Origin of the sequence: Micromonospora sp. NPDC048842 (genome assembly GCF_040649935.1) — a bacterium.
Taxonomy (GTDB): domain Bacteria; phylum Actinomycetota; class Actinomycetes; order Mycobacteriales; family Micromonosporaceae; genus Micromonospora; species Micromonospora hortensis.
The window spans coordinates 18,768-32,182 of the sequence record NZ_JBEZGK010000034.1 but is presented as its reverse complement, the minus strand read 5'-3'; the positions used below and the strand labels follow the sequence as shown (position 1 = coordinate 32,182).

Here is a 13,415-nt window from a genome sequence, read left to right as displayed (position 1 = left end):
CAGGAGTGTTGCGTGCCGGAATTTTCTGATGAAGCGGAAGTGACCCGGATGGCGAAGCGGGACACCCGCGTCGAGCTGCTCGCTCGCCGCCGGTCGCTGCCCGCCGAGACCCGGGCAGCCGCCGCCGGGCGCGTGCAGGCCGAGCTGGTCTCGCTGGTACGCCGGCTGCGCCCCCACCGGATGACGGCGTACGTGCCGGTCGGCTCCGAACCGGGCGGCGCGGACCTACCCGAGGTGCTGCGGGCGGCGCTGCCGGCGGACGCCGAGTTGCTGCTGCCGGTGCTCCTCACCGACCTGGATCTGGACTGGGCGGCGTACACCGGGCCGGATGCCTTGATCGCGGCGGGACGGGGTATCCGAGAACCAGCCGGTGCCCGCCTCGGTGTGACCGCCGTGGCGCACGCGCAACTCGTCGTCGTACCGGCTCTCGCTGTCGACAGTCACGGTCGGCGGCTCGGGCGCGGCGGCGGCTCGTACGACCGCGCACTCGCCCGGGTACCCGAAGCGGCCCTGACGGTGGTACCGCTCCACGACGGTGAGCTGGTCGAGGCGCTGCCGGCGGAGCCCCACGACCGTCGGGTGCGCGCGGTCGTCACTCCCGCCGACGGGATGCGTACGCTTGACGACGGCCCGGGTGCGGCGCACGGTGTCGCGCCCCACACGTCTGCTGGACGAACCCGGGGCGAATGACGCACCATTGGCACTCGAATACGTCGAGTGCCAACTGGCTGAGCCCAGATCCGGAGGAGAACGTGCCCACGTACCAGTACGCCTGCACCACGTGCGGTCAGCAGCTCGAGGCGGTGCAGTCCTTCTCTGACGAGCCGCTGACCGAGTGCCCGGCGTGTCAGGGGCGGCTGCGCAAGGTCTTCAACTCGGTCGGCATCGTCTTCAAGGGTTCGGGCTTCTACCGCACCGACTCCCGGGCGTCCGGTTCCGAGACGACAGCCGGCGGCACTGCCACCAAGCCGGCGAAGTCCGAGTCGTCCTCCGGTGACAGCTCGTCGTCCTCTTCGGGGTCCTCGTCCTCGTCCGGGTCGTCCTCGTCCGGTTCGTCCTCCTCGGGCTCGCCTTCCGGGTCGTCCTCGGGTGGATCGGGCGGCGGCAAGGCGGCGGCGTCCAGCTCCTCGTCCTGATCGCCGAAGGCCCGACCCCGCCACGGGTCGGGCCTCGATCAATTCCGGAGGTCGGCCCATCCCCGCGGTGCCGACGGCCCGACCTCCCACCAGACCCGGCCGGCCCGCGGTTTTGATCCACTCGGGTTCCAGGAAGTCGGCCTGTCCCCGCCGCTCTGACCGCCCGGTTTCCTTGATCCCGAGTCGATCAAAGCGGCTGCCATAGCAAATCGCGCTGACGGATGCGCGGTTTTCCACAGGCCGGGCGGTTGTCCACAGGCGTCGGCCGTGGGTCGGCCGAGGCGGCGGAAACTGCCTAACCTCCCGTACACGGGTGCCACTGCGGCGCTCGGGGACGGGAGGCAACAGAGGCGATGGTCGATCCGTATTCCGCGCGGGCGTTGCGGCCGCTGCGCCAGCTCACTCTGCCCGGCGGGGGCACCCTGCTCCGGGCCGGGCTGGTCGCCGCGCTGCTCGGCCTGGCCGCCGCGGTCCTGCACACCCCAACCGGATGCCCGCCGGCCGCCGTGCCCTCCGATGCCCCCGCCGACGCGCCCTCGGTGGCAGGCCGAACCCCGCCACCACAGACTCCACCGCCGTCAGCAGGGGCCGGAATCGGAGAGGGCTGACCCGCCCGCCGGAGGGCACGACCACGATGGGACAGGTTCCGTTACGAAGCCGTCCTGCCCGTTCATCAGCACGGTCGGCCGACCGGCCGAGGTCGAGGTGGGTCTGGCCGCGCCTCCGGGGGTTCAGTCCCAGTGCGGGGGGCGTTCGGCGAGCAGCCAGTCGTCGTTGCCGCCCGACCGCTCGCCCCAACCACGGTCGGTGTCGTCAGTGGTCTGCTCGGGCAGCACCACGAAGTCTTCGCTCAGGTCGACGGCGCGGTCATCGTCTCCACGTGCGCCGTGCGTGCCAGGGTCCTCGGTGCTCACGAGCGGCAAGACTAGCGCAGCCGACGGCGGTGGAACGGGCCATCGGCTCTGGGCACGCCGGCCAGAGCCAGCCGCACCGCCGACCGTGGGCACGCCGGCCAGAGCCAGCCGCACCGCCGACCGTGGGCACGCCGGCCAGAAGCGACCGGGCCGCCGGTGGCGTTGGTAGCGTCGGACGGCGTGACGACCCCCAGCGGTGGCAGCACCCCGGACGACTACTGGCGACGGCCCGACACCGGTGACGACGCGGTGACGGATCAACCTCCCGCCGCGCCCGCGACCACACCGCCGACCTGGCCCACCAACCCACCGACAAGCGGGCCCAGCAACCCACCACCAGCCGGGCCCACCAACCCACCGCCTAACGAGCAGGCCGGCCCGGCGTCGACGGGGCGTCCTCCCAGCGGAAACGCCGGCCCGCCGCCGGCCGGGCCAACCGGGCCAGCGCCGACAGGAAGCACTCCCAGCGGGAACGCCGGCCCGCCGCCGGTTGGGCCGACCGGGCCAGCGCCGACGGGGCGTACTGCCAGCGGGTACTCCGGCCCGCCGCCGAGCGTGCCGCCGCCGGCGGGTTGGCGTCCACCCGTACACCTGCAGCCGGCGCCGCCGCGAGAGCTGCCACCGCAGGACATGGCCGACATGGACGCGGCCGAGCAGCGCTCGCAGCGGGTCACCTACGGCTTCGGCGCCGCTGCCGGCGTGGTGCTGCTGGTACTGCTCTGTCTGCTCTGCTCGCGAGTGATCTTCTGAAGCCCACTTCGGGCAGCAGCTCAGAGGGTGGTGCCCCAAACCGTCTCGGCACCGGAATGGCCGGTCAGGTAGACGTAGACCAGGGCGGCAATGGAGAGCCCCACGGCCGCTACCGCCAGCACCGGGGTGACCAGCGCGGGCAACTGCGGCACCCGGGGGTGCCCGCTTGTCGCCACGAGCAGCAGGATGGCCACGATCCCGAGCGGCACCACGACGCGTAACAGGATGTCGCCGTAGCGGGAGTGCTCGAAGATCTGGTCGAGGATCGGCCCCTGGAAGCCCCGGGCCACCAGCGCGTCGGTGAGTGCCTCACCCGACTTGACCGCGACGTAGGCGGTCACCGGCGCGGCCACGGCGAGGAGGCCCAGGGCCCAGTCCAGCCGGTGCCGCCACCGCGGTAGCCCCACGTACGCGATGGCCAGCACCGCCAGCAGCGGCACGAACACGACGACAGCGTGGATTACCAGGACGTGCACCGGTAGACCCAGGATCTCCTCGAACATCGAACCCTCCAGGTGGATCATGGTCAGGGGTGGTCAGCCTATGGTCCGCCGATCGTCCGCAGGCTCTCGACCGGTCACACGCGCGGCGCGTCGATCGGGTTCATCCTGTGGGCCGTGCTCCCGATCTTGCCTGGCTGTGTCGGTGGCCACCCGGAGCGGGCGACGGTTGTCGATGCGGGTCGGGCGTGTTGTCATTGGCCAATGTCCGGTGCCGAGGAGCTGCTGCGGTCGAGGGGCCTGCGCGTCACGCGCCCCCGCCTCGCGGTGCTCGACGTGCTGGCCGACGGCGGCCACCTGGAGGTCGACGAGATCACCCGGCGGGTGCGCGGACGCCTCGACTCGGTCTCCACCCAGGCCGTCTACGACGTGCTGGGCGCGCTGTCCCGGGCCGGGCTGTCACGCCGGATCGAGCCGGCGGGCAGTCCCGCCCGCTATGAGGCGCGGGTGGGCGACAACCACCACCACGTGGTCTGCCGGGGCTGCGGCGAGATCGCCGACATCGACTGCGCGGTGGGCAGCGCACCGTGTCTTGAGCCGAACAGCGCGCACGGGTTCGAGGTGGACGAGGCCGAAGTGACCTTCTGGGGCCTCTGCCCGGGCTGCCGGGCCCGCCGCTCCGCCGACGTCTGATCAGCCGGCACCGGCAGCACGTGACCGGCGAGGTCGGCCCGACCGTGGCACTCTTGAACGGTGGACTCCGATGACCTCGGCCTCTTCGGTCCGGGTTCGGTCACGTGGAAGGTGCACGAGGAGCCGATCCTGATCGTCGCCGGCCTGCGCTCGCTCTACCTCCAGGCGTTGCACCCCCGGGCCATGGCCGGGGTCGCGCAGAACAGCAACTACCGCACCGATGCCTGGGGCCGACTGGTCCGCACCGCGACCTATGTGGCAACCACCGTCTACGGGACCACCGCCGAGGCGCAGGCCGCCGGGGCCCGGCTGCGCCGACTGCACGACCGGCTGCGGGCCACCGACACGTTCACCGGTGAGCAGTTCCGGATCGACGAACCGGACCTGCTGCGCTGGGTGCACGTGACCGAGGTCGAGTCGTTCCTGAGCACTGCCCGACGCGCCGGGCTGCCGCTGAGCGACGACGAGGTGGACGGCTACTACACCGAGCAGCGCCGCGCGGCCGCCCTTGTCGGCCTGGACCCGGCCACCGTCCCGGGGACCGCCGCCGAGGTCGCGGACTACTACGAGACCATACGGCCACAGTTGCGGATGACCCGGGAGGCCGCCGAGACGGCGGTGTTCCTGACCGCCCCGCCGCTGCCGTGGAAGCTCAGCCTGCCGGTCCGGTTGGGGCTCACTCTGGGTCCGCCACGCTGGGCGTACCTGGGGATCGCCAGCACCGCGTTCGCGCTGCTGCCGACGTGGGCACACCGGATGTACGGAGGTCTCGGTCTACCGACCACAGCGCTGTCGGCGGACCTGACCGTGCGCGCGCTGCGGCTCGCGCTCGCCGCCGTCCCCCGCCGCTACCTGGAGGGGCCGTTGATACAGGCAGCCAAGGAGCGGGCAGCGCGGCACGCCGCCGCCCCGCTGGCCGGCTGACCGACCCTCTGCACTGGCGATCAGCCGTCGGCGGGCCGGTCCATGGCCGCCCACGGCTCTTTGCCCGGGACTTGGGCACCCGTCGGGCAGTGCCGCCGAAAGTCGCACCAGCCACAGCGCGGGCCGGGCGCCACCGGGAAAGCCTCGTCCGCGTCGGCGCCGTCGGAGACCGCGCGCTCGGCGGCCATGATGTCGCGGGCTGTCTCTTCCGCGCGGGTCAGTTGTCGGGCCAGCGACTCGACTGTGTGGTCGTGGCCGGCGACCGTGCCGGTCGGCAGGTGGTGCAGCTCCACCCGGCGGCACGGCCGACGGAACACCCGCTCGGCGGCGTACGCGTAGAGCGCCAGCGCCTGCGAGCCCCGGGCGTCGTCAGTGTCCAGCCCGGTGCGGCCGGTCTTGTAGTCGACGATGACCAGCTCCGGCCCCTCCGGGCCGGACCGCGAGTCGATCCGGTCGGTACGACCGTTGAACGCCAGCACGGCTGTCTTGACCGCCACCACCCGCTCCACGCCGAGCGGGTCGGAATCCGGCTCCAGCGTCTCGACGTACGCCTCAAGCCATCCCAACGCCCGCCGGTAGGCGGCCCGCTCCTGCTCATCGTCGCGGTAGCCCTCGCGGACCCAGGTGCCCTTGAGTAGCGTGGCCAGCGCCTCGGGACGCCGTCGGTCGGCGGGCAGCGCATACCAGTTCTTCAGGGCGGTGTGCACGCTGGCGCCGAGCGAGTTGTGCGCCCACGGCGGGCCCTTGGGCGGGGTGGGCCGGTCGACGTAGGAGTAGCGGTAGCGACGCGGGCAGTCCGCGTACGCGCCGAGCTTGCTCGGGGTGCAGACGAACAGCCGCTCCGGCATGCCCTCGAAGCCGAGCTGCTCGGCGTCGCCAGCGCGCTGCCGCGGGGCCCGGCCGCCGGCGGCGGGCCGCCCCGCTGATGAGGATCGTCGCACTCCTGAGATCCTGCCATCCCCCTGCGACATCGGGCGCGTGCCGTCACGCCATGTTCACGTACTGCGTGACGAACGCGGCCACCGCGTCGGCGATGAGCTGCACGGCGATCGCGGCCAGCAGCAGGCCGGCGATCCGGGTCAGCACCTCGATCCCGCCCGGCCGGAGGATCTTCACGATGCCGCCGGAGAAGCGCAGGACGATCCAGACGGCGACCATCACGGCAAGGATCGCCACGGCGATGGCGCTGAACTCTCCCAGCCCGTCAGCCTGCTGGACGAAGAGCATGGTGGCCACGATGGCGCCCGGGCCGGCCAGCAACGGCGTGCCCAGCGGCACCAGCGCGATGTTGGAGGTGACCTGCTGGCTCGGGTCGTCGGCCTTACCGGTCAGCAACTCCAAAGCGACGAGCACGAGCAGCAGCCCACCGGCCGCCTGCAACGCCGGCAGGTCCACGTGCAGGTAGTCGAGCAGAGTCTGCCCCGCCACCGCGAAGATCACGATGACGCCTAGCGCCAGTGCGACGGCCTGCCAGGCTGCTCGGTTACGGTCGCGGGCGGGCAGCGGGCCGGTCAGCGCCAGGAAGATCGGCATCATGCCCGGCGGGTCGGTGATCACCAGCAGGGTCACGAAAACCTCGCCGAACAGCTTCAGATCCACGTGATCAACCTAGCCGCGCCGCGATGGGCGAAATACCCGGATCAGCCCGAAGCGACCTCGGTCACCCCTTCGGCGACGATCCGCTCGTACGCCTCGGCGCTGGTGCTGAACGCTCCGAGCTGAACGGTCTTGTGGGTGCCGTGAAAATCTGAGGAGCCGGTGACGAGCAGACCCAGCTCGGCAGCGAGCGCCCGTACGTGCTCCCGCTCGTCCGGGCTGTGGTCCTCATGGTCGGCTTCGAGCCCGGCGAGCCCGGCGGCGGCCAGCTCGGCGATCAGCTCGTCGGGCACCACCCGGCCGCGTCGGGTGGCTCGCGGGTGGGCGAAGACCGGCACGCCTCCGGCCGCCCGGACCAGTCGAACGGCCCGGAACACGTCGATGTCCTCCTTCGGCAGCCGGTACCGCTCGCCCAGCCAGTCCGGGCCGAACGCCTCCCGGACGCTGCCGACCAGGCCGGCGCCGATGAGTGCCTGCGCGATGTGCGGGCGTCCCACTGTGCCGCCACCCGCACCGGCCAGGATGTCCGGCCAGTTCACGTCGATGCCGTCGGCCCGCAGGAGGCCGACCATCCGTTCGCCGCGCTCTTCCCGGGCGGCTCGGACCCGCGCCAGCTCGGCCACCAGCTCCGGGTGGTCCGGATCGAACAGGTACGCGAGCAGGTGCAGCGGCACCGCCGGCTGCGCACCGGACCAGCGACACGACAACTCCGCACCCCGGATCAGGCGCAGACCTGGCGGCAGCGCGCCCACCGCCGGCGCCCAGCCGGCCGTGGTGTCGTGGTCGGTGATCGCCAGTACGTCCAGCCCGGCGTCGGAGGCCGCGCCGACCAGCTCGGCCGGGGTCAGCGTGCCGTCGCTGGCCGTCGAGTGGGCGTGCAGGTCGATCCGGGGGGCGGGGCCGGTACGCGAGGTCACCGCCCGACGTTACCGAGGAAACGGTGAGCCCGGCTCACATGGGTCACCCGGGGTCAGAAGTCCTTCACCAGGATCGGCCGCTCTCCGGCTGGCACGCCGGGCACCGCAGCGGGGCTGGCGGGCTTTCCCGCCCGCACCTGGCCGACGTCGACCCGGACCAGCTCGCCGGTGCCGTCGAGGTAGGAGGCCTGGGTCTCGTCGCTCCACACGATCGCCCCGGTCATCGGCGGCCCGGCCACAGCGGCTGTCGTGACCGGCCCGAGCCGCTGAAGGTCGACAAGCACCGACCGACCGGCAGTGCCGCTCCCCTCGTTGACCAGCAGCCACCGCCCGTCCGGCGAAACCCCGCCGACGCCGTCCCGGCTCAGGTCTCGACCGCAGCCGGTGCGTACCGGGTCCAGGCGACGTGTCGGGGTGAGGATGGCGAGGCAGGTCCGGTCCGGATCGGTAGTGGTGACCTGGCCGACGAGCCGCCCATCGGGCAGTCGCCCGTAGACGTTGAGGCTCTCCCGGTCGAGGGTGTCGGGCAACGGCCCCGCACCGGGCCGCCAGAGAGTGTGACCAGCGCTGGCCCTGTCGAGTCGGACCAGCACGCTGTCACCGACGAACCTGACGGGCTCCGCCGCCGCCGGCACCGGGGTGCGCACCGACCCGATGAGTTGGGTGCCGACCACGCCCGCCATCAGGAGATCGTCTCCGTCGCGCCAGGCGACCTGGTGGCTGTCCGGGGCCAGGACGATCGCGCCGGCACCGGCCAGCAGCACCTGCACCAGGCCGTCGTCCTGCACCACCCACAGGGAACGTCCTGCGGTGCTCGGCGCGCCGACCACCAGCCAACCGCCGCCGCTGGGCAGCGGCTGGACGCGTTCGGCCGGCCCGACGTCGGGTAGCACCAGCCGCCGCCCGTCGGCGCTGACCAGCGTCTCGCTGACGACGAGAGAGGTCGACGTCGTGGGCGAGGGGGCGGGGCCGGGAATGCTGGCCGTCGGGAGCGGTCGGTTGGTCGGGTCCGGGTCGCCGATCACGACGATGGGTGAGCCGTCCCGCCTGGTCTCGGCACCGAGCTGGGCCATGCCGGCGCTGAGCAGCACAGTGGTGACCGCCGCGAGGGCGAGGCCGGCGGCGGTGCGTCGACGTCGGATCCGGTTCGCGCGACGGATCGCCTGGCCGGCCGGATCGACGCTCAGTGGGCGGGCAAGGGCGACCTGGTGCGAGAGTGTCTCCCGCACCGCACCTTCCATCTCGTCAGGCCGCACCTGGTATGAACGCTGCGGGCCGTCCGTCAGGTTGTCGTGCCGGCCCTGAAACTGACTCACTGCTGGTCCCCGGAGCCCGTGCCGACGGGCACGGCCGCCGGGGCGGTGGGCAGGACGACCTGCGGGGTGATCCCACGCGGCACGGCGGGGCGCGGAGCGGTCGGGCGGGGCACAGGTCGGCCAGGCACCCGTCCGGGACGGGGTGAGGCAGCGGCACCGGCGGCCGGGACTCGCCCGGTCCGGGAACCCGAGCCCGTCGTGTGGCCGGGGGCACCGGTCGCGGCCCCTGGACCGGCGGCAGCGGCAGACCTGCCGGCGATGCCGGCGGCGGCTGCCAGTTCCGGTGCGTCCGCGCCCAGTCGCCGACGCAGCGTGGCGAGCGCCCGGGACGACTGGCTCTTCACGGTGCCCGGTGAAATGTCCAGCATCGCGGCGGTCTGCGCCTCCGACATGTCCTCGTAGTAGCGCAGCACCAGCACAGCCCGCTGCCTGTTGGGCAACTCCCGGAGATGCCGCCAGAGCAGGTCACGGTCAAGTTGCTGCTCGATTTCGTCGACACCGGCCCGCTCGGGCAGCACCTCGGTCGGGCGTTCGCCGTGCCAGCGTCGCCGCCACCAACTGGTCGACGTGTTGACCATCACACGCCGGGCGTACGGCTCGACCGCCTCGATTCCGCCGAGCCGCTTCCACGCGAGGTAGGTCTTTGTCAGCGCCGTCTGGAGCAGATCCTCGGCCGTGGCCCAGTCGCCGGTGAGCAGATAAGCGGTGCGTAGGAGCGCGGCGGAGCGGGCCGCGACGAACTCGCGGAACTGCTCCTCCAACGAGTCCTTGCTCGCCACCGCCCACCTCCACACCCCTGCCGTCTTGGCAGAGTGCCACGTCAGGGGCGCTCTGGTCCATGACGAAAGGTGCGCACTTGCTCCGATGTTCGGTCGAAAACCTTCACGCCCCGTCGTCGGCCTTGGCCTCGTCGGCCTCCTTGCCGAGCCGCGCCTCGACGGCCTGAGGCTCGTACATCTCCTCGACGACGCGCAGGTAGAGCTCGTTCGGATTGGGCAGGTTCTTGATCTCGCGAAGCGCCTGCTCCTGGCCGGCAGACTCCAGCACGAAGGTGCCGTAGTTGAGCGCTCGACCGGTCGGGGTCTGCTCGTACTTCATGTCGGTGACCCGGACCAGCGGCATCATCGCCACCTTGCGGGTGACGATGCCGTTGACCACCATGACCCGCTTGTTGGTCAGGATGAACCGGTCATACCACCAGTCGGCGACCTTCCACGCCACCCAGCCCATCACCGCGAACCACAGCAGCACGGCGATGGTGGTCAACGCGCCGACGTCCTGCCCGGCGAGGAAGCCGGAGAGGTAGCCGAGCACGAAGGTCGCCGCGACGCCGATCAACAGCGGATTGGTGAGGTGGATCCAGTGTCGCTTCCACTCACCCCGGTAGCGCTCGGTGGGGAAGAGGTAGCGAGCCACCAGCGAACTGGGCTCGTCTTCCAGTGGCAGCACCCGCCGAGGGGTCGAGCCGGTCGCGTCGGCACGCAACCCGGCCAGCTCGTCCTCGGAGATCTGCGGCGGCTGGTAGCTCGCCTCCGGATCACGGATCCACCCCCGACCGGAACGACCCTGACCGGCATAGCCGGGCCCGTCGCCATAGCCGACGTCGTCCGAAAGGGACGGACCGTCGGACAGACCGGGACCAGCCCCGTAGCCCGGGCCGTCATCAGGCCCGATCCGCGGGATCGGCTCGGTGTCGCGCTCGCGGCGTTCCCGGTCGGGGTCGTCCGGGTCGAAGGGTGGACCGGAGGGGCTGCCCATCGGCGGCTAGGCGACGAGGCTGGTGAAGAAGTCGCCAAACCCCTGGGCGATATCCATGATCCCGCCGCCGAGCGACTTGAACACATCCGCCGCAGAGTTTGGCCGGTAGGCGACGAAGAAGATCAAGAATGCGATTCCGGCCCAGGTGAGGACCTTCTTGACCATGGCGGGCCATCCTCTCGCGCGGCGCCGGGTCCCATTACCGCAGCGGCACCCAGAGTATCAGTGTGGTGTCGTACAGTGAATATCTGCGTCCGTTCTCCGTCAATCCGGAAGAGTTGTCAAGCTCTACCGGGTAGATACGGGGACGGTGCGCCGTACACGAGCTCGGGCGGAGTCCACTCGGTCAGGTCGTGTAGCACGACGTCTTCCGCGAGCAGGTGACCCGCACTCGCCGGCCAGGCTATCGCATGGAGCCACATTCCCCGAGCTTCGCCGGCGTACGCGCTTCGATCCGTTGGTGAATTCACCAACCACAGTGGAGTGGGGTGCCCGCCGACCTTGATCTTCGCCTGTCCGACGTGGTCAGGGTGACCCGACCCCGGGTCGGTCAACGCGTCCACCAACTCCGGTCCGGGATCCGGGCCGGTCAGACCGGCGAGCCGGGTGCCCAGGCCGACGCCGGGTTCCTCGGCCACGAAGACCAGATCGGCCGGACCACCACCGAGTGGCGCCGGGCCCGCGCAGGCCACCACTGTCGCCCGCACGCCCGTCCGGTCGTCCCCGGCGTACGCCACGCCGGTGAGTGTCCACCCGGGTGGCAGCGGCCACGGGCACCACAACGGCGTCACCGGCGGGTCGCCGGTCGCGGTGATCCGTTCCACCACGCTCGCCACGATGTCCGCTCCGATGTGCTCGGGCACGTGCAACGGCGGCACCGGGCCGCAGCGCACACACCTCGAGTCGGTGTTCATCAGATCCGGCGCCCGTACCGGGCCCCCGCATCTCGGACAACTCACCGCGACACTCACATCCCCACCGTCACCCCGGACCGCCCGCACGTCAAGCCGGAACGTCCGATTCGGCACCGTACGTGGGTCAGTCCGGCGGCGTACCGGCGTGCGCGCGGATCCAGGCATGCATGGCGATTCCGCTGGCCACGCCCGCGTTGATCGACCTCGTCGAGCCGTACTGGGCGATGGAGTAGAGCTGGTCGCAGGCCGCACGGGCCGGCGCGGAGAGACCGGGCCCCTCCTGGCCGAACAGCAGCACGCAGTACCGCGGCAGGGTGCCGGTCTCCAGCGGACGCGACCCGGGCAGGTTGTCGATGCCGAACACCGGCAGCTGCCGCTCGGCCGCCCAGGCGACGAACTCCTCGATCGTCTCGTGGTGCCGTACGTGCTGGTACCGATCGGTCACCATCGCGCCGCGCCGGTTCCACCGTCGCCGTCCGACGATGTGCACCTCGGCGGCGTTGAACGCGTTGGCGTTGCGCACCACAGTGCCGATGTTGAAGTCGTGCTGCCAGTTCTCGATAGCGACGTGGAAGCCGTGCCGGTGCCGGTCCAGGTCGGCGACGATCGCCTCGTGCCGCCAGTAGCGGTAGCGGTCTACGACGTTGCGCCGGTCCCCCTCCGCGAGCAGTTGCCTGTCGTAACGAGGGTCGTCGGGTGGGTCCCCCGGCCAGGGGCCCACGCCCACCTCAAGCTGGTCGTCGGTCACGGTCATCAGAGGGTACGGACCGCGTCGGCACCGGCCGCGACGACCTGCCGGTCAGGCCAGGTCGAGGGCGGCACCGAGCCGGTCCAGGAAGCGCCGGTCCACCGGGCTGGCCGGTGGGTCCACCCGGCGCGCGCCGGTGCCGGGCACCGCGCGACACACCCGGGCCGCGACCGACTGCACCCACTGGCGGTACGCGGCCGAGTCGGCAGGGTCGGCCCGCCGCCGGAGGACCCGGCTCGCCGCACGACAGGCGGCCAGCAGGTCCACCAGGTCGGTGAGCCGCTCAACGGGTTGTGGGGTGCCATCGTGACGGGCGTAGATCGTGGCTACCACCGCGCGGACCAGATCGCTGTCGGAGGCTCGACCCGCGGCCACGGCATCCAGACCGGCCAGGCCGGCCATGACTCCACGCTCCGTCCGGCCAGGACCGGGTGCCGCGGCGGCCACGAGAACCCGACCGGGCAGGCTGGTGAGCAGGTCCCACTCGGCGGCGGAGTAGACAGCGGTGGTCAAGGGTGCGGCTCGGCGGCCGGCAGAGGACGGCTCTCCCGCTACGGAGTGGCTCATCGGAACCTCCGGCGTCAGCATATGCCCCGCGACGGGAACAGGGCCCCTTCCCCAGCAGACCCGCGCAGGGGAAGGAGCCCGGTGTTCGTCGACGATCGAGCCTGCCGCGCGGCTGTCAGCGCGGCTCGGGGAAGCTGGGCCGCTCCGGATCCACCCCGTCGGGCACCGCAGCGGCCGCGTACTCCCGCTTGGGGACCATGACCTTGCGCCGGAAGACGCAGACCATGGTGCCGTCCTGGTTGTAACCGCGGGTCTCCACCGACACCACGCCCCGGTCGGGTTTCGAGCCGGACTCGCGCTTGTCGAGCACCGTGGTCTCGCCATAGATGGTGTCGCCGTGGAAGGTCGGCGCGACGTGCCGCAGCGACTCGACCTCCAGGTTGGCGATCGCCTTGCCACTCACATCGGGCACCGACATGCCCAGCAGCAGCGAGTAGATGTAGTTGCCGACCACGACGTTGCGCTTGAACTGACTCGCTGTCGCGGCGTAGTGCGCGTCCGTGTGCAGCGGGTGGTGGTTCATGGTGAGCAGGCAGAAGAGGTGGTCGTCGTACTCGGTGACGGTCTTGCCCGGCCAGTGCCGGTAGACCGCGCCGACCTCGAACTCCTCGTAGTAGCGACCGAACTGCATGCTGGTCCCTTCGACGGGCGGCGATGGAGTTCGGCACAGCATGCCTTACCGATGGTTAAGGCGACCGGCGGGGCGCGACGGCGGCGGAAATGTCACACCGGTCACTCGCCT

General features: G+C 71.6%; 19 protein-coding genes and 1 pseudogene. 5 read left to right on the top strand and 15 right to left on the bottom strand.

Annotated elements, in window-relative coordinates; all coding sequences use genetic code 11:
* Positions 1-12: 12 nt before the first annotated feature.
* Together AB0C19_RS30770 and AB0C19_RS30765 are read left to right on the top strand one after the other, a co-directional pair.
* Positions 13-690, top strand: coding sequence for a 5-formyltetrahydrofolate cyclo-ligase (locus tag AB0C19_RS30770; RefSeq protein ID WP_357190958.1), 678 nt, complete (start codon positions 13-15; stop codon positions 688-690).
* Positions 687-893: pseudogene (locus AB0C19_RS30765) on the top strand (FmdB family zinc ribbon protein); the annotation flags it as partial. The gene AB0C19_RS30770 and the pseudogene AB0C19_RS30765, both read left to right, overlap by 4 nt.
* A gap of 14 nt (positions 894-907) precedes the next feature.
* Here AB0C19_RS30765 and AB0C19_RS30760 read toward each other — a convergent pair.
* On the bottom strand, positions 908-1,108 hold the full coding sequence (locus tag AB0C19_RS30760) for a hypothetical protein (RefSeq protein ID WP_357191033.1): 201 nt from the start codon (positions 1,106-1,108) through the stop codon (positions 908-910).
* 381 nt (positions 1,109-1,489) lie between these two features.
* Here AB0C19_RS30760 and AB0C19_RS30755 point away from each other — a divergent pair, with 381 nt between their 5' ends.
* Positions 1,490-1,744 carry a hypothetical protein gene (locus AB0C19_RS30755; RefSeq protein ID WP_357190956.1) on the top strand — a complete coding sequence of 85 codons (255 nt, stop codon included), beginning with the start codon at positions 1,490-1,492 and terminating at the stop codon, positions 1,742-1,744.
* A 123-nt stretch (positions 1,745-1,867) separates the two neighbouring features.
* On the opposite strand, the gene AB0C19_RS30750 is transcribed toward AB0C19_RS30755, so the two are convergent.
* The 3 genes from AB0C19_RS30750 to AB0C19_RS30740 all read right to left on the bottom strand — a co-directional run bounded on the left by AB0C19_RS30750 (position 1,868) and on the right by AB0C19_RS30740 (position 3,303).
* Positions 1,868-2,050 carry a hypothetical protein gene (locus AB0C19_RS30750; protein WP_210781845.1) on the bottom strand — a complete coding sequence of 61 codons (183 nt, stop codon included), beginning with the start codon at positions 2,048-2,050 and terminating at the stop codon, positions 1,868-1,870.
* 361 nt (positions 2,051-2,411) lie between these two features.
* Positions 2,412-2,633: a hypothetical protein gene (locus tag AB0C19_RS30745; RefSeq protein WP_357190954.1), complete on the bottom strand. Its 222-nt coding sequence runs from the start codon at positions 2,631-2,633 to the stop codon at positions 2,412-2,414.
* 187 nt (positions 2,634-2,820) lie between these two features.
* On the bottom strand, positions 2,821-3,303 hold the full coding sequence (locus tag AB0C19_RS30740; protein WP_238683853.1) for a DUF2231 domain-containing protein: 483 nt from the start codon (positions 3,301-3,303) through the stop codon (positions 2,821-2,823).
* A gap of 201 nt (positions 3,304-3,504) precedes the next feature.
* Here AB0C19_RS30740 and AB0C19_RS30735 point away from each other — a divergent pair, with 201 nt between their 5' ends.
* Both AB0C19_RS30735 and AB0C19_RS30730 read left to right on the top strand, forming a co-directional pair.
* Positions 3,505-3,933, top strand: coding sequence for a Fur family transcriptional regulator (locus AB0C19_RS30735; protein ID WP_357190952.1), 429 nt, complete (start codon positions 3,505-3,507; stop codon positions 3,931-3,933).
* A gap of 60 nt (positions 3,934-3,993) precedes the next feature.
* Positions 3,994-4,857, top strand: a complete 864-nt coding sequence (locus tag AB0C19_RS30730) for an oxygenase MpaB family protein (protein ID WP_357190950.1) — start codon at positions 3,994-3,996, stop codon at positions 4,855-4,857.
* Positions 4,858-4,877: 20 nt separating this feature from the next.
* Here AB0C19_RS30730 and AB0C19_RS30725 read toward each other — a convergent pair whose 3' ends face one another.
* From AB0C19_RS30725 to AB0C19_RS30675, 11 genes are all read right to left on the bottom strand, one after another.
* Positions 4,878-5,798, bottom strand: coding sequence for a PD-(D/E)XK nuclease family protein (locus AB0C19_RS30725; protein WP_357190948.1), 921 nt, complete (start codon positions 5,796-5,798; stop codon positions 4,878-4,880).
* Between the two features lie 43 nt (positions 5,799-5,841).
* Positions 5,842-6,456, bottom strand: a complete 615-nt coding sequence (locus tag AB0C19_RS30720; RefSeq protein ID WP_091394729.1) for a MarC family protein — start codon at positions 6,454-6,456, stop codon at positions 5,842-5,844.
* Between the two features lie 41 nt (positions 6,457-6,497).
* Positions 6,498-7,370 (bottom strand): PHP domain-containing protein, encoded by an 873-nt coding sequence (locus tag AB0C19_RS30715; RefSeq protein ID WP_357190946.1) that lies wholly within the window; start codon positions 7,368-7,370, stop codon positions 6,498-6,500.
* 53 nt (positions 7,371-7,423) lie between these two features.
* Positions 7,424-8,686, bottom strand: coding sequence for a hypothetical protein (locus AB0C19_RS30710; protein WP_357190944.1), 1,263 nt, complete (start codon positions 8,684-8,686; stop codon positions 7,424-7,426).
* The gene (locus AB0C19_RS30705) at positions 8,683-9,465 is read right to left on the bottom strand and encodes a SigE family RNA polymerase sigma factor (RefSeq protein WP_357190942.1); all 783 of its coding nucleotides are present in this window, start codon (positions 9,463-9,465) and stop codon (positions 8,683-8,685) included. The genes AB0C19_RS30710 and AB0C19_RS30705 overlap by 4 nt, the downstream gene beginning before the upstream one ends.
* Before the next feature lie 103 nt (positions 9,466-9,568).
* Positions 9,569-10,444 carry a PH domain-containing protein gene (locus tag AB0C19_RS30700; protein ID WP_088951386.1) on the bottom strand — a complete coding sequence of 292 codons (876 nt, stop codon included), beginning with the start codon at positions 10,442-10,444 and terminating at the stop codon, positions 9,569-9,571.
* Positions 10,445-10,450: 6 nt separating this feature from the next.
* Entirely contained in the window at positions 10,451-10,609 is a 159-nt protein-coding gene (locus AB0C19_RS30695; RefSeq protein ID WP_007455302.1) for a hypothetical protein, read from the bottom strand.
* Positions 10,610-10,725: 116 nt separating this feature from the next.
* Positions 10,726-11,403, bottom strand: a complete 678-nt coding sequence (locus tag AB0C19_RS30690) for a DUF6758 family protein (protein WP_341866340.1) — start codon at positions 11,401-11,403, stop codon at positions 10,726-10,728.
* A gap of 79 nt (positions 11,404-11,482) precedes the next feature.
* Positions 11,483-12,106, bottom strand: a complete 624-nt coding sequence (locus tag AB0C19_RS30685) for an RNA methyltransferase (protein ID WP_357191024.1) — start codon at positions 12,104-12,106, stop codon at positions 11,483-11,485.
* A 51-nt stretch (positions 12,107-12,157) separates the two neighbouring features.
* Positions 12,158-12,694, bottom strand: a complete 537-nt coding sequence (locus tag AB0C19_RS30680) for a hypothetical protein (protein ID WP_357190938.1) — start codon at positions 12,692-12,694, stop codon at positions 12,158-12,160.
* Between the two features lie 94 nt (positions 12,695-12,788).
* Positions 12,789-13,304: a MaoC family dehydratase gene (locus AB0C19_RS30675; protein ID WP_357190936.1), complete on the bottom strand. Its 516-nt coding sequence runs from the start codon at positions 13,302-13,304 to the stop codon at positions 12,789-12,791.
* Between the last annotated feature and the right edge of the window lie 111 nt (positions 13,305-13,415).